The sequence below is a fragment of the Peribacillus muralis genome, from assembly GCF_001645685.2.
GTDB lineage: Bacteria > Bacillota > Bacilli > Bacillales > DSM-1321 > Peribacillus > Peribacillus muralis_A.
On record NZ_CP017080.1, the window covers coordinates 611,869 to 634,674 of the forward strand.

The window sequence follows — 22,806 nt, forward strand, 5'->3', positions numbered from 1 at the left end:
CGGTACGGTCTTGGAGAGAGGGACGTGAAGCGTCGCCTCGTTTGTTCCGTCTTAACAGAAAAGTGGACAATGAAAAAAGAGATTGGAAAATACCAATCTCTTAAAGGGTTCAGAATAACAATTTATCGTTCGTTACTCTTCTGTCCTTTTGCCTGAGATTGTGAATCCTTCGGCGCTGCATCTTGTACAGTCTCTCCAGAAGCTGCTCCTGCTATAGTGTCATCCATAGCATTCATCGCTTGCTTGTATGCGGTTGTCAATGAACGTCTTTCATGAAAGGCAAGTGGTGCGCTTTCACGATAAAACATTCATTATCCTTATAAAATAATATTCGAATTCTATCATTTATTAATCTATCGGTCAACAAATTATTTCTGGAGGTCGTATAAGCTTGAATCCGGGTTTACGATCTTGATGTGAGGAAGATTTTTGACCGCACACAAACAGGAGCTCCAGCGGAAAAATGGATTTTTTTACAACTTTTGAATAATCACTATTCCTGAATATTGTTCATCATTTTTCTGAAATGATAGTTTCAGGTAAGGATTTTTAAAAAGATAGTTTTTGCCAGCTGTTTTTTTCAAAAATACATTTGTATTTTTACAGAATATTTACTATTATAAGATAAGAAAATGAAATTACAGTACTATACAAAATCAAATGCAAAATTAAATTAATAAAGAGTCGGGTAGAACATAGAATAAGCACCTGGAGGAGTCAAACATGTCAAACAAGGAATTGAAGAGAGGGCTGGAGGCACGACACATACAAATGATAGCCTTGGGCGGAACCATCGGGGTCGGGCTATTCATGGGATCGGCGAGCACGATCAAATGGACCGGGCCATCCGTAATGCTTGCATATGCCATCGCAGGTATTTTTATATTTTTCATCATGCGCTCCATGGGCGAAATGCTTTATTTGGAGCCCACTACAGGTTCTTTCGCAACCTTTGCGAGTAGCTATATCCATCCATTGGCAGGTTATATGACTGCTTGGAGCAACTGGTTTCAATGGGTAATCGTCGGAATGTCCGAAATCATTGCCGTTGGCCTGTATATGCAGTACTGGTTCCCTGAGCTGCCTGCTTGGATTCCAGGTGTCGTCGCCATGATCATTTTGGGGGCGGCCAACCTCATTTCCGTAAAATCTTTCGGTGAATTCGAATTTTGGTTCGCACTCATAAAAATCATCACGATCGTACTGATGATCATTGCCGGTATCGGCCTCATTTTCTTCGGAATAGGAAATGGCGGGGATGCCATTGGGTTATCCAATCTATGGTCAAATGGCGGCTTCTTCACGGGAGGCTGGACAGGGTTCTTTTTTGCGCTGTCCCTTGTCGTAGCTTCCTACCAAGGAGTTGAGCTCATCGGCATTACGGCAGGTGAAGCAAAAGACCCAACGAAGACGGTCACAAAAGCGATCCAATCAATCATATGGCGCATCTTAATTTTTTATATCGGCGCCATATTCGTCATCGTGACGGTCTTTCCTTGGAATCAACTCGATGCGATAGGCAGTCCTTTCGTTTCAACCTTTGCAAAGATAGGAATCACTGCAGCGGCAGGAATCATTAACTTCGTCGTGATCACGGCAGCGATGTCAGGCTGTAACAGCGGGATTTTCAGTGCAGGAAGGATGCTGTACACATTAGCGCAAAACGGCCAAGCGCCAAGAATCTTTGCAAAGGTATCAAAAAGTGGCGTACCGGCCTATTGCACGATCGCTGTACTTTTAGGCTTGGGCATCGGAGTTATCCTGAACTACCTTGCACCGCCGCAAGTGTTCCTTTATGTGTACAGTGCAAGCGTTCTACCTGGGATGATTCCATGGTTTGTCCTGCTCATCAGTGAGCTGAAGTTCAGAAAGGTAAATGCTGCTGAAATGGAGAAACATCCATTCAAAATGCCATTGGCGCCTTTCAGCAACTACGCGACGATTGCCTTTTTACTGATGGTGCTTGTCGGTATGGCGATCAATCCGAGCACCAGGATATCGCTGCTTGTCGGAATCATCTTCCTAGCCTTGGTCGCAGCGAGCTATTACCTGCTGAAAATGGATAAGCGAACGCCTTTAAAGGATGAAGATCTTTAGGATAATTTCAACACCAAGCCCACTCTCTTAAGCGGATGTGCTTGGTTTTTACCTTTCTGAAGCAACAAAAATGTCATTCACGAGTAAAACACGAAAGAGTTGAGCCATATACAAGAAAACAGCTTGCCCTAAGCTGCGTCTCAAAATTAATCTAGATAAGTTATTGAGCTTATAGATCAAAAGTATTATAATGAAATTACAAATTCATTGATATGGGGTAACCGCAAGTTGCCTTTGTATCCTGATTTTTATATTTATTTTACATGATGAGATGGATAACTGGTAGGTAAAGCTGCTTAGTCATTAGCCCATCATAAAATAGGCTGTGTATGTATTTGTACACAATTTATTTTATGATGGGCTTTTTTGTTTCCCTCTTTTGTTGCAACGACTATTTTATTCGATGAAATTCATATACTTGAATCTTTTTCCAAACCGGTTGGCCATAATGAAAGGGAAATGACTTTATTAAATTGAAAAGGAATGATAGGTATGTTGACACACGAAGAAATCATGAAAGCGCTGAAGCACGTCGAGGATCCCGAATTGCATAAAAGTATCGTGGATTTAAATATGGTAAGGAATATTGAAATAGATGGGTCAAATGTCGAACTTGAAGTGGTTTTAACGATTTCCGGATGTCCTTTAAAGGCCAGGATAAAAGAGGATGTCGAAAGTTCCCTTAAAGGGATAGGGGCCTCGAATGTGTCATTGACCTTTGGCTCCATGACAGCGGATGAACGCGCTGCATTAACAAAAACCTTAAAACAAAATGCTACGACAGAAACGGGAATGCCCAACATGCTGCGAACGGATTCAGGAGTCCGATTTATTGCGGTGACGAGTGGAAAAGGAGGGGTGGGGAAATCGACGGTTACTGTGAACCTAGCTACTGCTTTGGCTCGAATGGGTAAAAAGGTAGGCATTTTAGATGCTGATATTTATGGATTTAGTATTCCGGCAATGATGGAAGTGAAACAAAAACCAACCATGATCGATAAAACGGCCATCCCAGTTATTAGTAACGGTGTTAAAATTATGTCGATGGGTTTCTTTACGGAAAATAATAATCCGGTCATGTGGAGAGGGCCGATGTTAAATAAATGGATTCAAAACTTCCTTACAAATACACATTGGGGAGAACTTGATTATCTTCTTCTCGATTTGCCGCCCGGCACGGGAGACGTAGCGATTGATGTAGCCGCCATGATTCCTCAATCAAGGGAAATCATCGTCACGACTCCACATAATGTCGCTTCTTATGTTGCTTCTAGAGCAGGAGCCATGGCTAAACATACTAAACATGAAGTTCTAGGTATCGTGGAGAATATGTCTTATTATGAAGAACAGGATGGTTCAAGAAATTACCTCTTTGGAAAGGGCGGCGGTGATATGCTGGCACATCAGCTAGAGTCTGAAGTCATTGCGAGAATCCCCTTTGCAAAACGAGAGGAAAATAATCATTCAAATGTTTATGATGAAGATTCGCTTACTGGGGAAATGTTTGCGTCGCTAGCTCAAGACCTCGTTCATAGAGAACAAGTATTAAGAAATTGATTCTATGAAAAAGTATAGAACCCTTTAAAAAGAATATAATTTTAAGGATGATCATTATATGAAACCGACGGTGGGGAAAAGGGGAATTCTGAAATATGCGAATGGGCATATTGTAAATGCCGAGGATGTAATTGTTACAGAGTTTCCTGTTACGGTAAAAATCAATGAACAGGAATTCGTTACGATGGTCTGTACACCGGAGTACATTGAAGATATGGTCATCGGCTACTTAGCATCGGAAGGAATCATAAGAAGATACGAGGAGATTAAAAATATTTGGTTTCAAGAAAAAGAAGGGTATGTACATGTGAAAATCGATAAGCTGAATCCTTATTTTCAAAGCTTCCAGAACAAGCGCTACATTACATCTTGCTGCGGGATGAGCAGGCAAGGGTTCGTTTTTGTCAATGATGCTTTGACCGCCAAGAAAATGAATGATATCCGAGTGAAGATTTCCCCGGATGATTGCTTGCGTTTGATGAGGAATTTACAGGAATCAGCTACTATTTTCCAGGATACGGGAGGAGTTCATAATGCTTCCTTATGTGATGTGAAGGATTTCATGCTAAGCCGCATGGATATAGGAAGACATAATGCGTTGGATAAAATATACGGGTACTGCTTGAAAAATGACATTCCGATCGGTGATAAGATCATTGTTTTCAGTGGACGGATATCATCAGAAATTTTATTGAAGGTGGCGAAAATAGGTTGTGAAATAGTTCTGTCGAAATCCGCTCCTACTGAATTGGCGCTAGAGTTAGCGGAAGGGTTGGGAATTACGACAGTAGGTTTTATTCGAAATCAATCTTTTAATATTTATACATGTCCGGAACGAATTCTATGAACGCGGTTGGATAATCGTGTTCGTTTTCATTCTTATGGAAGAGAGTTGAAGGTTATGGAAAAAGTTATCTTTGATACATGGCAACGTCCTTTGAAGGATTTACGTTTATCTGTAACGGATCGTTGTAATTTCCGCTGCCGTTATTGCATGCCTGAGGAAATCTTTGGTCCCGATTATCCCTTTTTAGCTTCTGATAAAATTCTGTCTTTTGATGAAATGGAGCGTTTAACCCGTATATTCGTTTCTTTAGGTGTTACGAAAATACGGATTACAGGAGGAGAGCCACTATTACGCAAGGATCTTCCAGCATTGATCCGCCGTTTGAATTCAATTGCCGGAGTCGGGGATATTGCCATCACGACGAACGGATCTCTTCTTAAAAAATTTGCTCCTCTCTTATTTGATGCTGGGTTAAGAAGGGTGACAGTTAGTCTGGATTCGTTAGATGATGAACGTTTCACCCAGTTGAATGGCAATAGGAGCAAGGTTGAGAGAGTTTTGGAAGGAATCCAGGCAGCTTCTGACGCAGGGTTAGAAGTGAAAGTGAATATGGTTGTTCAAAAAGGGAAAAACGATCAAGATATCGTCCCCATGGCAAGGTACTTTAAAGAAAAAAAACATACACTTCGCTTCATTGAGTATATGGATGTAGGAAATTCAAATGGCTGGAGAATGGCAGAAGTCATGACCAAACAAGACATTTTGAATCGAATTGGAGAAGTGATGCCACTTGAACGAATGAAGCCGAATTATGTAGGGGAAGTGGCAACCAGGTATCGATATATGGATGATGATCAAGAAATCGGCATCATTTCATCCGTCACCGATTCTTTTTGTTCGACCTGTTCTAGGGCCCGGATTTCTGCCGAAGGGAAATTATATACATGTTTATTTGCATCAAGTGGGTATGACCTTCGTCATTTGCTTCGCTCTGAAGAATCGGATGAAGTGATTACCAATGAAATTACGGATATATGGAACCATCGCAGTGATCGTTATTCTGATGAACGTGCAAATGGAAAAAGTCCAAAAAACGGTTCAAAGGTAGAAATGTCTCATATAGGAGGATAAACCTTTTATCCGCTTTTAATAGATTCATAACATGCGAAGGAGGTAAATCATGAGCAATTTTTCACATTGGAATGAAGAAGGAAGACCTAAGATGGTCGATGTTTCCGAAAAAGAAATTACACCGCGGACAGCTATTGCTCAAAGCACGATCGCTTTATCCAATGAACTGTTCGATGCGATTGAAAACAAATTAATCAAAAAAGGCGATCCTCTTCAAGTAGCACAGATTGCCGGAATAATGGCTGCTAAAAAAACGGCTGACATCATTCCAATGTGCCATCCAATCATGCTGCAAGGAAGTAACTTTTCCTTCCATTATCATAAAAGTGACAAGGGCTATGATCTAATCATACGAGCTACGGTGAAATGCAATGAGAAAACGGGAGTTGAAATGGAGGCTTTAACTGCTGTATCTGTTGCTGCTCTTACCTTTTATGATATGTGTAAAGCTGTGGATAAAACCATGGTCATTAAAGAAACATTTTTAGTCCAGAAAACGGGTGGGAAAAGCGGGGACTTTTTTCATGAAAGATGATCATCTACTAGGTTATTAATATTGAAAAATCCTTTAACACCACCAAACTCCGAAGGTGATTAGGTGACGTTACCAATGAAGTTTGGCTAGTGTAAATGATTCTCGTTAGAAAGTAGGAGAGTTCGTTGAATGACCGTTATTCACGGCAACAGCTGTTCAAGCAAATAGGCTTGAAGGGTCAGGAAGAAATCAGAAATAAGCATGTGCTGATTGTTGGAGCTGGGGCATTGGGCAGTGCCGGTGCTGAAGCGTTAGTGCGAGCAGGAATCGGAAAGCTGACAATTATTGATCGAGATTATGTGGAATGGAGCAATTTGCAGCGCCAGCAGTTATATTACGAAAGTGATGCAAAAGGCCAAATTCCAAAAGCGGTAGCTGCGGAAAGGCATTTGATGCAAATTAATTCGGAAGTTGAAATCGAAGCGCTTGTATTGGATGCAAGACCGGAAAATTTGGAAGACTTGTTACGCGGCGTCGATGTCATCATCGATGGTACGGACAATTTTGACATTCGCTTCATTATAAATGATCTTTCACATAAGTTTAACATCCCGTGGATTTATGGCTCATGTGTAGGAAGCTATGGGGCCACGTACACGATTATTCCCGGCAGGACGCCCTGTCTGCATTGCCTCCTAAAGAAAGTTCCGAACGGCGGTGCAACATGTGATACAGCAGGCATTATTAGCCCGGCTGTCCAAATCGTTTCCGCTTATCAAGTGGCGGAAGCGTTCAAAATTCTTGTAGGTAATTGTGCATCGCTGAGAAACGCGTTTTTGACATTTGACGTATGGAGCAATCAACATTACTCCATTAAATTGGATAAAATTAATAAAAAAGGTTGCCCGACCTGTGGGACAGTTAGGACTTATCCTTATTTATCGTATGAAAACCAGACTAAAACAGAAGTATTATGCGGGCGGAATACCGTGCAAATCAGACCTGCCAGAAGGATTGAATATAGCTTTGAACAAATGGAAAAACGATTGAAAGCTCACGGTGCGGTAACGAGAAACCTTTATTTGGTTTCCTGCCAGCTTCAAAATCATCGTTTGGTCATATTTAGGGATGGACGTGTTTTTGTCCATGGAACGAATGATATCCAGCTTGCCAAAAATCTGTATTATCGTCTACTGGGCTAATAGAAGGAGTGAACGTTATGGTAGAAAGACGAACCCCCATCTCTATAGGTGAATGTGTACGTAAAGTAACGCAATACGCGAAGAATGGTAAAAAGGAAACGATATCACTTGAATCGGCCTCTGGACGGTTTTTGGCTGAAGACCTGATAGCCGATCACAATGTGCCTTCCTTTGACCGTTCGCCATATGATGGATTTGCCATTCGATCCGAAGATACTCGAACGGCCACTTCCCATCATCCCGTTTCATTGAAAGTGGCGGGAGAGATAGGTGCTGGTATGGTCTTTGATGGACAGGTCGGAGCCTTTGAAGCCGTTCGAATCATGACCGGTGCTCAAATTCCTGAAGGGTGCAATGCTGTCATCATGCTTGAATTAGTGAATGAATTCACAGAAGCTAACCAAAAATTCATTGAAATTAAACGGTCCCTTAACGAAGGAGATAACATCTCTTTTGAAGGAGAAGATACAACAAAAGGGGCCGTATTGGCAAAACGGGGTACCTATATCAATCCAGGTATAACAGCGTTACTGGCTACGTTTGGATACAGCAACGTACCTGTTGCCAAAAAGCCTATTGTAGGAGTATTGGCTACTGGAAGTGAACTTCTTGAAGTAAGTGAACAGCTTAAACCGGGGAAAATCAGGAATAGCAATGCCTACATGATTCTTTCCCAAATTGAAAGAGCCGGAGGTGAATTCAAATATCTCGGAAAATTAGATGATGATTTCGATAGCTGCTTTATGGCTGTCAAAAACGCTTTGTCCGAAGTGGATATGCTTATTACTACCGGAGGTGTGTCTGTAGGTGATTATGATTATTTGCCTGCCATTTACGATAAATTAGGGGCTGCTGTCCTTTTTAATAAGGTGGCGATGCGGCCTGGAAGTGTAACGACGGTTGCGCAAATGAATGGAAAATTATTATTCGGTTTGTCAGGAAATCCGTCTGCTTGTTACGTTGGATTTGAATTATTTGCCCGCCCTGCGATCCGAATCCAATTATTCAATGATCGGCCACATCTTAAAAGGGAGACTGCATGGTTAGGGGAAGATTTTACAAAACCCAATCCGTTTACACGATTAATAAGGGGGTCACTTTCCTATGATGAAGGAAGGCTACTGGCTTCACCTTCAGGTTTTAATAAATCAGGTGCCGTTTCCTCTTTAGCAACAGCAGATGCCTTTATCGTTCTTCCGGGAGGTACGAGAGGGTATCAAAAGGGAATGGCAGTTGATGTCTTATTATTGGAAGACGTGCAGGGCAGTGAATGGCCTTGGGATAATATCGTTCCATCCTACAGAATGTAGGATTCCAAATTAGCGGCAAAGCATTCGTGGAGGTAGTGAAAAAAATGGTACAAAGCATGTTTAAAATAGTCCGTGAACCCATATCTGTAGAAGAGGTAACAAACCTGGTTTCCAGAAGGGAAGCTGGCGCCATTACAATTTTCATTGGAACCGTGAGGGAATTGACTAAAGGCAAGAAAACGTTGTCCCTTGAATATCAAGCGTACGATTCGATGGCGATAAAAATGTTGAATCTAATAGGGGAAGAAATCGAAAGGGCATGGCCTGATGCATGGGTGGCTATCACCCATAGAGTAGGCAAATTAGAAATAACGGATATAGCCGTTGTAATCGCCGTTTCCTCACCTCATCGTTCAATAGCGTACGAAGCAAATGAGTATGCTATCGAACGAATTAAACAAATCGTTCCCATTTGGAAAAAGGAATTTTGGGAAGACGGGACGATGTGGATTGGAGATCAATTGGAGACTGCTGAATATCCGGAAGGAAGGCCAAGTGAGGAGGGATAAGAAATGATCACAGTGTTATTCTTCGCGGGAATAAGGGAAGTGATTGGATTGGATCGAATAATAATAAAAAAAGATCGGATAACAGTTTTGCAGCTAAAACAATATTTTGAAAGCAAGTATCCGCTTCTATCTTTTGAGCCATTCATGACAGCCATTAACGAAAGCTTTGTAACGGATGAGGCAATGATAAAAGATCAAGACACAGTTGCCTTTATTCCCCCTGTAAGCGGTGGATGATGAATGGCGGGAAATTCTTATTGAGCTTACTTATTTAAAGTATTATAATGAAATATGAAGATACGTATAAGGAAATCATTGATATTAGGTAACGACAACTTGCCGTAATATCCTGTTTTTCTTTTTATATTGTGGTGAGACGGATTACAAGTAGATAAAACTGCTTAGTTATTAGCCCGCCATAAAATAGATGTGCATGATTTTGTGTACACTCTATTTTATGGCGGGCTTTTTTTGATTTTTTTAGAATAGGAGATTTTAAAATGGCAGAAAAAGTCCGAGTGAAAATTAATGGGCAGCAACATGAAGTGAAACAAGGGACTCGAATTCTAGATTATCTTTTGGAACTGGAAATAGATCACCCACATATCTGTTATTCGGAAGTATTAGGTCCCATTCAAACGTGTGATACGTGTATGTGCGAAATTGACGGGAAAATCATGAGAGCCTGTTCCACGGAAATAGAGGCTGGAATGAATATATTGACATCATCAGAATTGGCCAAGGCTTCACAAATGGAAGCAATGGATCGCATTTTGGAGAACCATTTACTGTATTGTACGGTTTGTGATAATAACAACGGGAATTGCCGAGTTCATAACACAGCCGAGTTATTGGAAATTGAACATCAAACCCGCCCATATCGGGAAAAAGGATATGAGGTGGATATGTCACATCCATTTTACCGATACGATCCGGATCAATGTATCCTTTGCGGTCGTTGTGTGGAAGTTTGTCAAGACCTACAGGTCAATGAAACCCTATCCATCGATTGGGAACGTGAGATTCCGCGTGTCGTGTGGGATGATGGCAAATCGATCAATGAATCTTCTTGTGTATCTTGCGGACAGTGTGCCACCGTTTGCCCTTGTAACGCATTGATGGAAAAGTCGATGTTGGGCGAAGCTGGGCTCATGACAGCCATCCCGAAAGATTTGTTAGATCCCATGGTTGATCTGATAAAAGAAGTCGAACCGGATTATAAAACCATTTTTGCTCTATCGGAAGTGGAAGCGGCAATGCGTGATACACGTACAAAAAAAACAAAAACCGTTTGTACCTTTTGTGGCGTAGGATGTTCCTTCGAGGTTTGGACAAAAGGACGTGAAATTTTAAAAGTTGAACCAACTGAAAATAGTCCTGTCAACAGCGTTTCAACCTGTGTGAAAGGGAAATTCGGATGGGACTTCGTAAACAGTGAACAACGTCTTACTACACCTTTAATCCGTAAAGGAGAAGCATTTGTACCTGCCACATGGAATGAAGCTTTAACATTGATTGCAGAAAAAATGGGTTCACTTAAACAAACCTTCGGAGGGCATGCGCTAGGTTTTGTAAGCTCCTCCAAAACAACGAATGAAGACGCCTATCTTATGCAAAAATTAGCCCGCCAAATATTCGAATCGAATAACATTGATAACTGTTCAAGATACTGTCAGTCTCCTGCCACAGATGGATTGCTTTCGACAGTCGGGTATGGAGGAGATTCCGGTACAATCAAAGATATTGCCAGTGCAGGTCTTGTCATCATCATTGGGGCGAATCCAACTGAAGGTCATCCGGTATTGGCAACTCGGGTAAAACGTGCAAAAAAATTACACGGACAAAAATTAATCGTTTCGGACCTTCGCAAACATGAAATGGCTGAGCGCTCAGATTTGTTTCTGCATCCAAAACAAGGAACGGATTATGTCTGGATAACGGCCATTGCCAAGTACATCATCGATCAAGGCTGGCATGATGAAGCATTCATTGAAAAACATGTGAATCAGTATAGTGAATATGCTGAGCTATTAGAAAAATACACACTTGAATATGCAGAAGAAGTGACAGGCCTATCAAAAGCACAGCTTATCGAAACTGCCAAAATGATCCATGAAGCGGATGGAACATGTATTTTATGGGGAATGGGCGTCACTCAAAACGTTTCAGGATCGCATACATCAGCAGCCATCGCGAACCTTCTATTGGTAACAGGAAACTTTGGCCGCCATGGTGCAGGGGCCTATCCTCTTCGTGGCCATAATAATGTGCAAGGATCATGTGACATGGGTACCCTTCCACAGTGGCTTCCAGGAAATCAGCGCCTATCAGATGTCAGGGCGCGAGAAAAGTTTGAACAATCATATGGAGTGAATATTTCTGATAAGCCAGGGCTAACGAACATTGAAATGTTAGAAGCAGTGGAGAATGGTGATTTAAAAGCGATGTATCTAATGGGAGAGGACATGGCCTGGGTGGATTCAAATTCCAATCATGTACATGAAACGCTGAGTAAGTTGGAATTCTTTGTCGTCCAAGATATCTTCTTAACGAAAACGGCTCAATTTGCAGATGTCGTTTTACCGGCAGCTCCTTCATTGGAGAAAGATGGTACATTCACGAATACAGAGAGACGGATTCAACGTCTGTACCGTGTGCTTGATCCTTTAGGTGACTCCAAACCGGATTGGTGGATCCTGCAACAAGTTGCAAAATATATGGGTGCTGATTGGAACTATGAGCATCCAAGTGAAATCATGGATGAGATTGCAAGCCTGTCTCCGCTATTTGAAGGTGTATCGTATGAACGGCTTGAAGGGTGGAAAAGTTTAATGTGGCCAGTGAAAAAAGATGGTACAGATGAGCCTCTTCTTTATACGGACCATTTTAACTTCCCTGATGGAAGAGCTCGCTTTTCTCTAGTGGAATATGTGCCGCCCATTGAGTTTGCACATGAATTTGATCTTACGTTAAATAACGGAAGGCTTTTGGAACATTTCCATGAAGGAAACATGACTAACAAATCTAAGGGCCTTCAGTATAAATTGCCTGAAGTATTCGTAGAGGTTTCACCGGAACTTTCCAAAGAACGCGGTATTAAGGATGGTTCTTTAGTACGTCTTGTGTCACCATATGGTGCCATCAAACTGCGGGCAGTTGTGACGGATCGTGTGCAAGGAAAAGAGTTATATGTACCGATGCATTCAGTAAGCCATGAAAATGCGATTAATTTATTAACTGGAAGCATTGGCGATGTTCGAACGCAAACACCGGCGTATAAACAGACAAAAGTGAAAATGGAAATAATTAATGTCAAGGGCAGCAAACCACTTCCTTTATACAACCCTCGGTATGCTAAGCGAAATCCACAGCTCGGTGTACAGGTTGAACGTAAATGGAATCGTGGAGATTATGAGCCGATTGCAGACCTGAATATAACAGCGGATAGAAAGTGATAGGGGGTAATATGTAATGGCAAAACCAATTACGAAAATAGAAGAACCAGTGCTTACTGAAAAAGAAAAGCAAATCCAGGAGCTTGATGTCGTATTACAGGATATATCACGAAATTCAGATGGGATTAAAGAAACCATCAAACTTCTCCAGGAACTGCATGATAGCGGAATTCTTGGGGCAATCAATAATCTTGTCGAGGCAAAAGAAGATGTAGCTAAAATTGCAGTAGGGCAAATGTTGCGTCCCCCTGTAACTAATGCGCTTAATAATGCCATGGCTGCAGCTGGAGTATTGACAGAATTGGACCCTGAGACAACACAAAAATTAGTGGGAGGCTTATCAAAAGGGCTTCAAAGAGCAGAGGAAGGATTCCAGGCAAACAAAAAAGTAGGTGTTTTTGATTTAGTGAAGCTGCTAAGAGACCCCGATGTGAATCGAGTTATGAGGTTTTCTATCGATCTATTGAAGGGGCTAGGCGAAGGTCTGAATAAATAACTAAATGAGAGTCCCGATCCCTGCCAGTAATTAGTATGCTTTCTCGAGACGAAGTACAGAATGAATGTAAAAGGGTCGATCTTTATTCATGCAAACGGTACAGGATGTAAGGAGCCGGGCATCCATCACTTTTCGATAGCTAAAAATGTTTAGCGTCATTAATGAATGGAAACTGTTTTAGTACATGCTCATGGACTTTTTATTTGGAACTCTTTGGGCATGTTCTTCATCAGTGGTGATGCATTTCGTAACTAGCTTATGGGCAGAAATTATGCAGCTAGTTTTCGGTAGGCAAAACAAAATAAGAAAAATGGAAGTGGATGAACGGGAAAAAATCATGTAGGAGTGGGATAACGAAGATGGAGGATACAGATGGATGAATCAGCTGGAAGATCGTTGATCAAACTTTATCAAATAGTGTTGAATATAGCATTAATCATTCTTAGTTTCATTCTAACTTATTTTCTTTTTAGAGAATTATATTACATTTTAAGTGATATTTTGTTAGAAAATAAAGACGTTCATAGAACGTTCAGTAAAATTTTAGTTTTTTTCTTGTATTTTGGATTCATATCAATGATCTTGACGTATTTCAAAGAAAGTCACCATTTCCCGCTTAGATACCTTTTATATATTGGCATTACAGCGACAATCCGGTTTATTATCGTGAACAATGGAAATTCATTTCAAAATTTATGGCTGTCCCTAGTCATTCTCATGCTTACAATAAGCTATATACTATTGCCTTCACCAGAAGGATCAAAAAATAAAAGAATCAGATAGGAGAAATGGAAACATGGAGCATCAGTTTAATATGTTAATTCGTGAGATACGTAAAGAATATGTAGGTAATGGACCAAAGGAAATTCATACACGCTTTGTAGACAATTGGGCAATTAGTGAGATGAAGGGCAATTTGACCAATGTAGAGAATTTTATGATCAGTTCAAGAGATGGACAAAGGATGGTCCACGAAGCAAGAACCAAATTAGTAAAGCAAATTTATAAAAATCCTGTGGTTTTGAAAAAAATCGAGGATTTGGTGAAGGCAAAAATTGTGAGCATCTTTACAGATATTGACTTGGACATAGATACAGCGATGACAATTTATGTGTTTGATAAGCCTATTCAAGGGTAACTAAAATATCTTTCAATCAATAATGACTCTTGGTTCAACTTACGAATAGAGGAGGAGAGGCAATGGACATTAAAAAAATGATCGAGATGACTGAAATCACTGACTTGGATATAGAGTTGCTTATTTCGAGGGTGAATAGCGACTTTATAAAACTGTATAAAGAAAAAAACATTGAAAGTTACATCGAGACTTTAAACGATATGTTACAGGCAGCAGTTCAGATGGAATTCGATTTTGTTTTGAAGTATTTTGGTGCAGCTCCTATCGTCGCCGCAGATGAAAGAATCCAATTTCAAGAAATATTCAAGTGTATAGGTACGAGAAAAAGTAATAAGGATTGGTTTTTACAGTTATTTTCATTGTTTTTAGGAATAGCTTCCGTTTTTAGGTTGGATAGCAGGGGAATTGAGAGTGAATTCTTTGAAATGAAAAAATCAACTTCTTAAGATGTGCTTGAAGATTTTTAATGAAAATCAAATCATTATTTATTAGGAGGATAAATGATTCAAGAGTTTCTAACGCCCGTACAGTTATCAATTAAAATCACCATCATCTCTGGCGTAGCTGTAATTATTTTAGGAACCATAACCGGTAGATTTCTGTCTCTGAAAAATTTCAAAGGAAAAGTTATAGTAGAGACGATCTTAATGCTTCCATTGGTCTTACCTCCGTCAGTGGTGGGATTCTTATTGCTTACGGTTTTGGGAAAGAAAAGTGTGATGGGGGAAGCCATAGAAATGGTTTTTAGGCAATCGATTCTTTTTACATGGTGGAGCGCTGTTCTCGCATCCATTATTGTCGCATTTCCTCTAATGTACCAGTCAGCCAAGATAGGTTTCCAGGGAATAGATCACGAAATCGAAGATGCCGCGAGAGTGTTTGGCGCAAATGAATGGCAAGTTTTTTTTATGATTTCGATTCCTTTGGCTTCTAGAGCGATCATTTCAGGAGGTGTTTTGAGCATTGCCAGGGGACTTGGGGAATTTGGTGCTACCTTAATGGTTGCCGGAAATATTCCGGGCAAGACGCAAACGGTACCTACAGCGATATATTTGGCCATTGACACTGGAAATATGAAGCTAGCTTGGTTATGGGTTCTTTTAATGGTTATTCTTTCGTTTATCATGTTATGGATTGTCCAAATGAAACAGAAGTGACATTTCGTTTGCTAAGTAATGAGGCAACTGCCGGCTTGGATGGAGAACCTATTAGAAAAACCATTACTGTTACCTTGGCTCCGAGCAACGTTCAACTCCATATTCCGTTTGTACATCAACCGAATGGTTATGGGACCAGGCCAATGCGCCCTCCTGCACCATGAATAAATTGCATCGAACTGCCGCTTCGCTTCAATCCAAAATAAATCCACAACGAATGAAAGCCTCCAAACAAAAAACTCCCTAGATGTTGCGATAGGTTGTAGTATGTATCGCATCCTTTAAATTGTAAACCGCTACCCTATTCAGGGTAATGAATACACTTCGTAATTTGGAGCTTCAGTCAATTTGTCCTTACGCAGCCGCCCTTCGTTTATTAATTCCTGTAACATGTCTTCGATAATATCAGGTTTTACTCCAAATAAGTCAGCGATTTTTACGGTAGAGAGGGCTGAGTATTTAGGCTTTTTAGCTGAAGATATAATCATACTTTGTACACGCTGATATAAAAGTTCTTTTTCCACTGTGAAAACCTACCTTCGTCATGATTACAAAACATAATTCCTTCTAAGATTAACCCTTTCATCGTTTTCTTATGCCTTTACGATGAATAAATCATTATGAAATAGAATGTGATACGGCTGCAAATTGCTTGAATTGGCGGTTTCGTCAGCAAATTAGAAGATAGAAGTGATATAGGGTTTATGCTCATTTTTCTCACATATTGTGGGATTTGTATAAATTATTCCTGCGTTCATTGGAGATGCTAAAAGAGGAATCGGGTTTGTAGGTGAAACTTGAATGCTAAAAGACATGCTAAAAGACTACATATTCATTGAATAATAAGGAGGTAAACATGTGAAAGAATCTACATCCTCATTTTCCTTTCAAATTAATGGAAAGGAATACGTAGCTTATCCAGGACAAACTATATTAGAAGTGGCTCAAGCTCATGAAACATACATCCCAAGTATTTGCTACCATCCAAACTTAGGAACCATCCAAACTTGCGATACTTGCTTTGTCAATGCTGGGGGTGAAATGGTGCGTGCCTGTGCGACGAAAGCAGAACCTGGAATGAACGTCGATACGCTTTCCCAACCTGTGAAGGATGCGCAGTACGAGGCGATGTCTAGAATCTTAAAGAATCATGAACTTTACTGTACAGTCTGTGATAATAACAATGGAAATTGTGTCGTTCACAATACGGCGGAGTATCTGGAAATCGAGCATCAAAAATATAAATTCGAGGCGAAGCCTTATCCTCCAGATCATTCACATCCTTTCTATCGATATGAGCCAGATCAATGCATTTTATGCGGAAGATGTGTGGAAGCTTGTCAAGATCTGCAAGTGAATGAAACATTAACGATTGATTGGGAACGTGAAAAACCTCGTGTAATCTGGGACAACGATGTACCTATAGATGAATCGTCTTGTGTTTCGTGTGGACATTGTGTAACGGTTTGCCCGTGTAATGCTTTAATGGAAAAATCGATGTTGGGAGAAGCCGGTTATTTAACATCCATTCCCCCGAAAGTATTAGCGCCAATGATTGATCTAACCAAGGAAGTCGAACCGGGGTATAAAGAAATTTTCGCGATTTCAGAAGTGGAAGCAGCTATGCGCAAGGCGAGAATCAAACGTACTAAAACGGTTTGTACTTATTGTGGAGTTGGGTGCAGCTTTGAAGTATGGACAAAAGATCGGCAAATCTTGAAAATTGAGCCTCAAGAGCATTCACCTGTAAATGGGATTTCAACTTGTGTGAAAGGCAAATGGGGCTGGGACTATGTAAATAGTGAAGAGCGTCTAACCAAGCCATTGATCCGTCAGGGAGATGAATTCATTGAAGCGACATGGGAGGAGGCACTGACTCTGATCGCTTCGAAGTTAACAGACATCAAGGAGCAGCATGGACCTGATTCGATCGGTTATATTGCCTCATCCAAATGCTCCAATGAGGAGAATTATCTATTCCAAAAATTTGCCCGTGCAATCATGGGAACGAACAATGTCGATAATTGTTCGAGGTATTGTCAGTCACCGGCAACGGCAGGGCTCTTGAGAACAGTAGGAATAGGCGGAGATTCAGGATCCATCAAGGACATTGAGAAATCGGAGTTGGTGATCATAATTGGCGCTAATCCTGCTGAATCCCATCCTGTCCTAGCAACCAGAATTAAACGCGCTCATAAGCTTCATGGGCATAAACTCATCGTTGCGGACTTACGGGAGAATGAATTGGCGGAGCGGGCGAATCTCTTTATTCATCCCAAGCCTAGTACGGACCTTATCTGGTTATCAGCCGTCACCAAATATATGTTGGAGCAGGGCTGGGAAGACAAACAGTTCTTAAAAAATCGAGTGAATGGGCTTGAGAGTTATCTTCATTCTCTTGATAAATTCACATTGGACTATGCGGAAGAAATGACCGGCATTACAAAGGAGGAACTCATTAAGCTGGCAACCATGATTCATGAAGCCAAATCGGCATGCATCTTATGGGCCATGGGTGTCACCCAGCATAAGGGAGCAACGGATACGAGTACGGCAATCTCCAACCTGCTTTTAATCACAGGGAATTATGGCCGTCCAGGAACAGGTGCCTACCCACTTAGAGGACATAATAACGTTCAAGGAGCATGCGATTTCGGTACAATGCCTTCATGGTTCCCTGGCTATGAACCGATTCAAGACGAGCAGGTCAGAAAACGCTATGAAAAGGCATGGGGCGTTTCTTTGCCTAAAGATCCTGGAATGGATAATCATCAAATGCTTGAAGGTGTCAAGAAAGGAAAACTAAAGTCGTTGTACTTATTCGGTGAAGACATGGCATTTGTGGATTCGAACGTGAATTTTGTTGATACTATGCTCGAAGATCTGGAGTTTTTTGTTGTCCAGGATTTATTTTTCAGTAAAACGGCGCAATTCGCCGATGTTATTTTGCCTGCAGCTCCGAGTCTGGAAAAGGACGGTACATTCGTTAATACAGAGCGCCGGATTCAAAGGTTTTATCAAGTGCTTGAGCCACTTGGAGACTCTAAACCGGATTGGCTCATATTCCAAGAGCTTGCTAATCATCTAGGAGCGAACTGGAGTTATCAGCATCCAAGCGAAATCATGGATGAAGCAGCGAGTCTTGCTGGTTATTTTGCCGGGGTGAGCTATGAAAGACTGGAAGGGTTCAATAGTCAAATCTGGCCAGTTGCGAAAGATGGTACGGATACGCCGATCCTTTTCGAAGAAGGGTTCGCGTTTGAAGATGGCAAGGCACGGCTCATTCCGCTTGAATGGACCCCTCCTTTTGAAGCCGGTGATGAATATGATTTACATTTAAATAATGGCCGACTGTTGGAGCATTTCCATGAAGGGAATATGACGTACAAGTCAGAAGGACTGACACATAAGGTTCCCCACCCTTGGCTTGAGGTATCACCGGAGCTTGCTCGGGAACGTGGAATCGAGGATGGCTCTCTCGTTCGTTTAACCTCACCTTATGGTCACGTAAAGGTAAGAGCAATAGTCACAGAGCGTGTAACTGGGAACGAATTATACTTAACGATGAATACACGAGAAGATGAGGAAGCGGTTAACCGTCTGACAAGCAGTTATCATGACACGGTAACCCACACACCGAACTATAAGGAAATGAGTGTGAAAATGGAGGTTCTCGAAGAAAAAGGAGAATCACCTTTACCGAAAGTGAACTACCGATTCGGGAACCGTCTTCCTCAAATCAGTGTGAGAGTGGAAGAAAAATGGAAACGGGAAGACTTTACTCCAATTACAGAGTTATTCGAAATAGGAGGTGATGATATTGGCGAAAGCAATCAAGCAAATTAGAAAAGAAACCGCAGATCCCCAAGAAGAGCAATCAAAAGCGATCACAGACATTGTGGCAGCATTGGCAGAGAACCGAGATGCGATCATGGAGACAATTGGAATCGTAAGGCAACTCCATGATATGGGTGTTTTGAATACGGTGAATGGGCTCCTGGAGAAACGGGTTGATGTAGGGGTGATTGCCGTTCAACAGCTCAATCAGCCTAGTATGCATAATACAATCAAGAATGGCATGAATGCCTTTAACTTCCTTGGCCAATTGAATCCCGATCAGTTACAAACAGTTCTGAATGGAGTAAGTCATGGTATGGATAAATTGGCAGAGAATATAGATAAACACGAAAAAGTGAGCTTATGGCAACTAGGAAATAGTATTCGAAATCCGGAAGTAAGAACCTCCCTGACGACTATGTTGGGCTTTTTAGAAGGAATGGGAGAGGCATTTCAAGGAGATAAGCGAGAGCTGCACTAAAAAGGAGAATGGTAAAGTGGAAAATGGAGTTCTTAAAGTGGAAGGTATGAGAAATGAGAATGATGTTAATAAAGTTCTTCATGCTTTAAACGAAGTCTGGGGAGTAAGTGAAGTTGAAGTTAGCTTGGCAAACAAGCTGGTTACATTTAGCTATGATGAGAAAGCAGCCTCTCAAGTAGATTTTCTTCAGGCTGTGAAAGATACGGGATTCTACATTAAAGAAGTGTAGCCATTTTCATCGAATCTGGTTATTAAGGAGAGATGGACAATGAAAGTATGTGAAGTGTGCGGTGCTGAAGAGGAATTAGATCAAGATGGTAGTGGTCAAGAACAAATGAGGATCCTTCATTTATGTGAAACCTGCAGAACCGAGCGCAGTTTCGCCTCCCAATCCTTTATTCAGCAAATATAATCCAAACCTGAAGACCTTGTCCTGAATTCGCTGACGGATGAGAGAAAATGGAGTTGAATAAGCCATTGATGAATGAGATCGAGATTGAATGGCGGGAAAGAATTTTGGATGAAGCTGAAATTGATTTAATTGATAGGAAAAGGCAGAAATGTTGTTTTAACAGCATTTCTGCCTTTTCAAGCTAATGTTGTTTTAATGAAAACCTATGGTACACATGTATAAAAAAAAAGCTGTTTTCGCTTTGTTGCTATTCACCAAGTCATGCGATGTGGTGTATGTTAGTTAAAATATTTGAATGTTGAAATGATGAAAAAATATGAGATGTTTTAACGCGGCAGGCATCCATAGCTGGAGACAAAATGAAAAAATAAATGGAAGAATACGGAGTGTTTTTTTATTTTATCTAGAACTGTCTGGCAAAAGCGGGAAATCTCTACATGGCGTCTGTCAGCGGTGACGGACCGAATATCCTCTTACCTTCAATTGAATTTTTTGTTAATTCGCACTTTACTAATTTGATTTATAGGATTAAAATCGGATAAACAATGAAAATAAGATGGGCTGATCGGAAAACCGAAAGCTCCTGAACGCGATGAGCGGGCAGGAGCTTTTTGTGTTCATTTCAAAAAAAAGGAGCAGAAGGAATGAATATTGATCATATTGAAGCTTTTATGTATGTGGTTCACTTTAATAGCTTCCATAAAGCCGCAGAGGCGATGTTTTTATCACAACCAACGGTTTCTGCCAGAATCAAGACGCTTGAGGGGGAGCTCGATTCGGAACTGTTCGAAAGGCAAGGGAGGGGGATCATTTTAACCGAGAAAGGGAAAGCCTTCATTCCATTTGCGGAACAGATCATTCGTACCTTTCAACAGGGGAAAAAGCAGCTGAAGGCCGGAAGTGATCTGGAGGAAATAACGATTGGGGCCAATATCATTACATCGCAATACTTTATTCCATTCGCCCTTCCTCTCTGGAAAAAGAACAATCCAGGTTTACGCTTTAAATTCATATCTGCAACAAATGAGGAATTACTGGATAAATTGCTCCGGAAGCAGGTTGATATTGCCTTCATGAAGGAGGTTACACATAGTGGGCTGAGAAATCACAAGACGCTTGATAATTCGATTCGATTAGTCGTATATCCAGGACATCCTTTTCAAGTTCAAACCGAGCTTTCTGTGCAGACCCTGGCAATGGAGCCACTCGTATTTTTTGAGTGCGGTGCATTCGACTGGAATCAGGTTCATAAAATATTTGAAGTCTCTAACGTGGAGCCGCGGATAGAATTTCAAGTTAATCACCTGGAAGTGGCTAAATCATTGATTGTTAGCGGAAGCTGTATCGGGTTTTTACCGTATTTATGCATTAAAAAGGAGTTAGAAGAGGGTACGTTGGTTGAAGTGGACGTGTCACATTTAATCAAGATAAAGCAGCACATCTACCTAACCCACATAAATCAAGGTATGGAGGCTCCTTTATTATGGAATGACATCCTTTTTTCAATACAGGAATTCGGACAAAATCGTCATCCCTCACCGTTACAATCGAATCGATAGATATTTTCTATCAATGCCATATTTTTTTCTATTGGTAAAACCATTGCCATCCGGATGTTCTGGTGATAGGATATATCAAAATCAATTAATCACATAAATTAACTCGGAATTAGAGCGGAGGAGAGAAATTATGAGTTATACGCTTGGCATTTTAGATCAGAGTCCGATATTTCCCGGTTCTACAGCATTTGATGCATTACAGCAAACCATTAAACTGGCTAAATACGCAGAAGAGTGGGGGTATAATCGTTTCTGGGTATCGGAACATCATCATGCCGAAACCTTGGCGGGATCTTCACCGGAGGTATTGATATCGCATCTTTTAGCCCAAACAAACTCGATTCGAGTAGGGTCGGGAGGTGTCATGCTTCAGCATTATAGTCCGTATAAAGTGGCGGAAAACTTTCATGTGTTATCGAATCTTGCACCTGGCAGAGTGGATCTTGGCATCGGAAAGGCACCGGGGGGACTCCCTTTGTCAACGAAGGCGCTGCAGCATGGTACCGTGAATGATGGAAAAGATTTCGAAGAGAGGTTATCTTTCTTGCAAAAGATAATTGAAAATTCGATTAATGATACCCATCCTCTCGCAAGCGTTCAAGCAACACCGCTTCCGTCGATAAAACCAGAAATGTTCCTGCTCGGGGCGAGTGCAGACAGTGCGAGGCTAGCTGCCAATCTTGGTATCGCTTATGTATTTGCCCGGTTCATCAATAGTAATGAGACTGTACTCGATGATGCTGCACGCATTTACAGAAGCAACTTTCCGACTGGGAGCTTTAAGATATCGGTTGCCGTGATTGCCGCTCCTTCACAGCACGAAGCAATCCAGCTAATCGGTGATCAAAAAATAGTGAAAGTCCATCTCAAAAGCGGTCGTTCAGTGACGGTCCAAACACTTGAGCAAGCAGAGATATTTGCGAAGCAGGCTGGGGAAGCATACGAAATTGAAGAACAGGATTCCAATATTATTGCTGGAACCCCCACTTATGTAAAAGAACGGTTAACCAATTTGCATGAAAAATACGGGGTAGATGAGTTCATCTTACATACACCGGTTTTAAAAGAAGCGGAAAGATTACGATCCTTCCAATTATTGAGCCCGCTTCAATCAGCCTTACCTGAAGGGAAACACGTAACGAGCCAAGGGTGATGTCTTCATTCATTTGGGGACTTCCAATACAATAAAAGACTAAAAGGGGG

22 protein-coding genes and 1 riboswitch are annotated in these 22,806 nt (G+C 41.2%); of the genes, 21 read left to right on the top strand and 1 reads right to left on the bottom strand.

What is annotated here, in order from left to right; genetic code table 11:
• Positions 1–130: 130 nt before the first annotated feature.
• Positions 131–209, bottom strand: a riboswitch (glycine riboswitch).
• A 514-nt stretch (positions 210–723) separates the two neighbouring features.
• The 15 genes from ABE28_RS02885 (at position 724) to modB (ending at position 15,314) form a co-directional block, all read left to right on the top strand.
• Entirely contained in the window at positions 724–2,097 is a 1,374-nt protein-coding gene (locus ABE28_RS02885) for an amino acid permease (protein ID WP_064464071.1), read from the top strand.
• A 492-nt stretch (positions 2,098–2,589) separates the two neighbouring features.
• Positions 2,590–3,654 (top strand): P-loop NTPase, encoded by a 1,065-nt coding sequence (locus ABE28_RS02890; RefSeq protein WP_064464069.1) that lies wholly within the window; start codon positions 2,590–2,592, stop codon positions 3,652–3,654.
• A gap of 58 nt (positions 3,655–3,712) precedes the next feature.
• Positions 3,713–4,501: a formate dehydrogenase accessory sulfurtransferase FdhD gene (gene fdhD, locus ABE28_RS02895; protein WP_064464066.1), complete on the top strand. Its 789-nt coding sequence runs from the start codon at positions 3,713–3,715 to the stop codon at positions 4,499–4,501.
• Positions 4,502–4,555: 54 nt separating this feature from the next.
• Positions 4,556–5,572, top strand: coding sequence for a GTP 3',8-cyclase MoaA (gene moaA / locus ABE28_RS02900; RefSeq protein ID WP_064464064.1), 1,017 nt, complete (start codon positions 4,556–4,558; stop codon positions 5,570–5,572).
• Between the two features lie 49 nt (positions 5,573–5,621).
• Entirely contained in the window at positions 5,622–6,107 is a 486-nt protein-coding gene (gene moaC / locus ABE28_RS02905; protein ID WP_064464062.1) for a cyclic pyranopterin monophosphate synthase MoaC, read from the top strand.
• 125 nt (positions 6,108–6,232) lie between these two features.
• Positions 6,233–7,249 (top strand): MoeB/ThiF family adenylyltransferase, encoded by a 1,017-nt coding sequence (locus ABE28_RS02910; protein WP_064464060.1) that lies wholly within the window; start codon positions 6,233–6,235, stop codon positions 7,247–7,249.
• Positions 7,250–7,266: 17 nt separating this feature from the next.
• Positions 7,267–8,559: a molybdopterin molybdotransferase MoeA gene (locus tag ABE28_RS02915; protein ID WP_064464058.1), complete on the top strand. Its 1,293-nt coding sequence runs from the start codon at positions 7,267–7,269 to the stop codon at positions 8,557–8,559.
• A gap of 44 nt (positions 8,560–8,603) precedes the next feature.
• Positions 8,604–9,068 (top strand): molybdenum cofactor biosynthesis protein MoaE, encoded by a 465-nt coding sequence (locus ABE28_RS02920; RefSeq protein ID WP_064464056.1) that lies wholly within the window; start codon positions 8,604–8,606, stop codon positions 9,066–9,068.
• A 3-nt stretch (positions 9,069–9,071) separates the two neighbouring features.
• Complete coding sequence (gene moaD, locus ABE28_RS02925) at positions 9,072–9,305, top strand: molybdopterin converting factor subunit 1 (RefSeq protein WP_064464054.1); 234 nt, start codon at positions 9,072–9,074, stop codon at positions 9,303–9,305.
• Positions 9,306–9,568: 263 nt separating this feature from the next.
• A complete protein-coding gene (gene fdhF / locus ABE28_RS02930; RefSeq protein WP_064464051.1) occupies positions 9,569–12,523 on the top strand; it encodes a formate dehydrogenase subunit alpha in 2,955 nt (984 codons plus the stop codon).
• A gap of 16 nt (positions 12,524–12,539) precedes the next feature.
• Positions 12,540–13,019 carry a helical membrane plugin domain-containing protein gene (locus ABE28_RS02935; protein WP_064464049.1) on the top strand — a complete coding sequence of 160 codons (480 nt, stop codon included), beginning with the start codon at positions 12,540–12,542 and terminating at the stop codon, positions 13,017–13,019.
• Between the two features lie 372 nt (positions 13,020–13,391).
• The gene (locus tag ABE28_RS02940) at positions 13,392–13,802 is read left to right on the top strand and encodes a phosphate-starvation-inducible protein PsiE (protein WP_064464046.1); all 411 of its coding nucleotides are present in this window, start codon (positions 13,392–13,394) and stop codon (positions 13,800–13,802) included.
• Between the two features lie 13 nt (positions 13,803–13,815).
• A complete protein-coding gene (locus ABE28_RS02945) occupies positions 13,816–14,157 on the top strand; it encodes a Na-translocating system protein MpsC family protein (protein WP_064464044.1) in 342 nt (113 codons plus the stop codon).
• A 62-nt stretch (positions 14,158–14,219) separates the two neighbouring features.
• Positions 14,220–14,603 (top strand): hypothetical protein, encoded by a 384-nt coding sequence (locus ABE28_RS02950; RefSeq protein WP_064464042.1) that lies wholly within the window; start codon positions 14,220–14,222, stop codon positions 14,601–14,603.
• Positions 14,604–14,657: 54 nt separating this feature from the next.
• Positions 14,658–15,314, top strand: coding sequence for a molybdate ABC transporter permease subunit (gene modB, locus ABE28_RS02955; RefSeq protein ID WP_064464040.1), 657 nt, complete (start codon positions 14,658–14,660; stop codon positions 15,312–15,314).
• Between the two features lie 305 nt (positions 15,315–15,619).
• Here modB and ABE28_RS02960 read toward each other — a convergent pair whose 3' ends face one another.
• The gene (locus ABE28_RS02960) at positions 15,620–15,838 is read right to left on the bottom strand and encodes a PCI domain-containing protein (protein ID WP_064464038.1); all 219 of its coding nucleotides are present in this window, start codon (positions 15,836–15,838) and stop codon (positions 15,620–15,622) included.
• Between the two features lie 334 nt (positions 15,839–16,172).
• On the opposite strand from ABE28_RS02960, the gene fdhF (ABE28_RS02965) reads away from it, so the two are divergent.
• The 6 genes from fdhF (ABE28_RS02965) (at position 16,173) to ABE28_RS02985 (ending at position 22,756) form a co-directional block, all read left to right on the top strand.
• The gene (gene fdhF / locus ABE28_RS02965) at positions 16,173–19,160 is read left to right on the top strand and encodes a formate dehydrogenase subunit alpha (RefSeq protein ID WP_064464036.1); all 2,988 of its coding nucleotides are present in this window, start codon (positions 16,173–16,175) and stop codon (positions 19,158–19,160) included.
• Positions 19,135–19,632, top strand: coding sequence for a helical membrane plugin domain-containing protein (locus ABE28_RS02970; protein ID WP_064464035.1), 498 nt, complete (start codon positions 19,135–19,137; stop codon positions 19,630–19,632). The genes fdhF (ABE28_RS02965) and ABE28_RS02970 overlap by 26 nt, the downstream gene beginning before the upstream one ends.
• A gap of 16 nt (positions 19,633–19,648) precedes the next feature.
• The gene (locus ABE28_RS02975; protein WP_156775668.1) at positions 19,649–19,861 is read left to right on the top strand and encodes a heavy-metal-associated domain-containing protein; all 213 of its coding nucleotides are present in this window, start codon (positions 19,649–19,651) and stop codon (positions 19,859–19,861) included.
• 39 nt (positions 19,862–19,900) lie between these two features.
• Complete coding sequence (locus tag ABE28_RS24820; RefSeq protein ID WP_156775669.1) at positions 19,901–20,044, top strand: hypothetical protein; 144 nt, start codon at positions 19,901–19,903, stop codon at positions 20,042–20,044.
• A gap of 644 nt (positions 20,045–20,688) precedes the next feature.
• Positions 20,689–21,603, top strand: coding sequence for a LysR family transcriptional regulator (locus tag ABE28_RS02980; protein WP_064464033.1), 915 nt, complete (start codon positions 20,689–20,691; stop codon positions 21,601–21,603).
• A 130-nt stretch (positions 21,604–21,733) separates the two neighbouring features.
• Positions 21,734–22,756 (top strand): LLM class flavin-dependent oxidoreductase, encoded by a 1,023-nt coding sequence (locus ABE28_RS02985; RefSeq protein ID WP_064464031.1) that lies wholly within the window; start codon positions 21,734–21,736, stop codon positions 22,754–22,756.
• The last annotated feature ends 50 nt before the right edge of the window (positions 22,757–22,806 follow it).

Bases quoted from the DNA above. Each gene is read 5' to 3' on its own strand.
- ABE28_RS02950 (WP_064464042.1), top strand. From the start codon at position 14,220: ATGGACATTAAAAAAATGATCGAGATGACTGAAATCACTGACTTGGAT.
- moaD (WP_064464054.1), top strand. From the start codon at position 9,072: ATGATCACAGTGTTATTCTTCGCGGGAATAAGGGAAGTGATTGGATTG.
- moaC (WP_064464062.1), top strand. From the start codon at position 5,622: ATGAGCAATTTTTCACATTGGAATGAAGAAGGAAGACCTAAGATGGTC.
- ABE28_RS02980 (WP_064464033.1), top strand. From the start codon at position 20,689: ATGAATATTGATCATATTGAAGCTTTTATGTATGTGGTTCACTTTAAT.
- ABE28_RS02920 (WP_064464056.1), top strand. From the start codon at position 8,604: ATGGTACAAAGCATGTTTAAAATAGTCCGTGAACCCATATCTGTAGAA.
- fdhD (WP_064464066.1), top strand. From the start codon at position 3,713: ATGAAACCGACGGTGGGGAAAAGGGGAATTCTGAAATATGCGAATGGG.
- ABE28_RS02935 (WP_064464049.1), top strand. From the start codon at position 12,540: ATGGCAAAACCAATTACGAAAATAGAAGAACCAGTGCTTACTGAAAAA.
- ABE28_RS02915 (WP_064464058.1), top strand. From the start codon at position 7,267: ATGGTAGAAAGACGAACCCCCATCTCTATAGGTGAATGTGTACGTAAA.
- modB (WP_064464040.1), top strand. From the start codon at position 14,658: ATGATTCAAGAGTTTCTAACGCCCGTACAGTTATCAATTAAAATCACC.
- ABE28_RS02885 (WP_064464071.1), top strand. From the start codon at position 724: ATGTCAAACAAGGAATTGAAGAGAGGGCTGGAGGCACGACACATACAA.
- ABE28_RS02985 (WP_064464031.1), top strand. From the start codon at position 21,734: ATGAGTTATACGCTTGGCATTTTAGATCAGAGTCCGATATTTCCCGGT.
- ABE28_RS24820 (WP_156775669.1), top strand. From the start codon at position 19,901: ATGAAAGTATGTGAAGTGTGCGGTGCTGAAGAGGAATTAGATCAAGAT.
- moaA (WP_064464064.1), top strand. From the start codon at position 4,556: ATGGAAAAAGTTATCTTTGATACATGGCAACGTCCTTTGAAGGATTTA.
- ABE28_RS02940 (WP_064464046.1), top strand. From the start codon at position 13,392: ATGGATGAATCAGCTGGAAGATCGTTGATCAAACTTTATCAAATAGTG.
- ABE28_RS02945 (WP_064464044.1), top strand. From the start codon at position 13,816: ATGGAGCATCAGTTTAATATGTTAATTCGTGAGATACGTAAAGAATAT.
- fdhF (WP_064464051.1), top strand. From the start codon at position 9,569: ATGGCAGAAAAAGTCCGAGTGAAAATTAATGGGCAGCAACATGAAGTG.
- ABE28_RS02890 (WP_064464069.1), top strand. From the start codon at position 2,590: ATGTTGACACACGAAGAAATCATGAAAGCGCTGAAGCACGTCGAGGAT.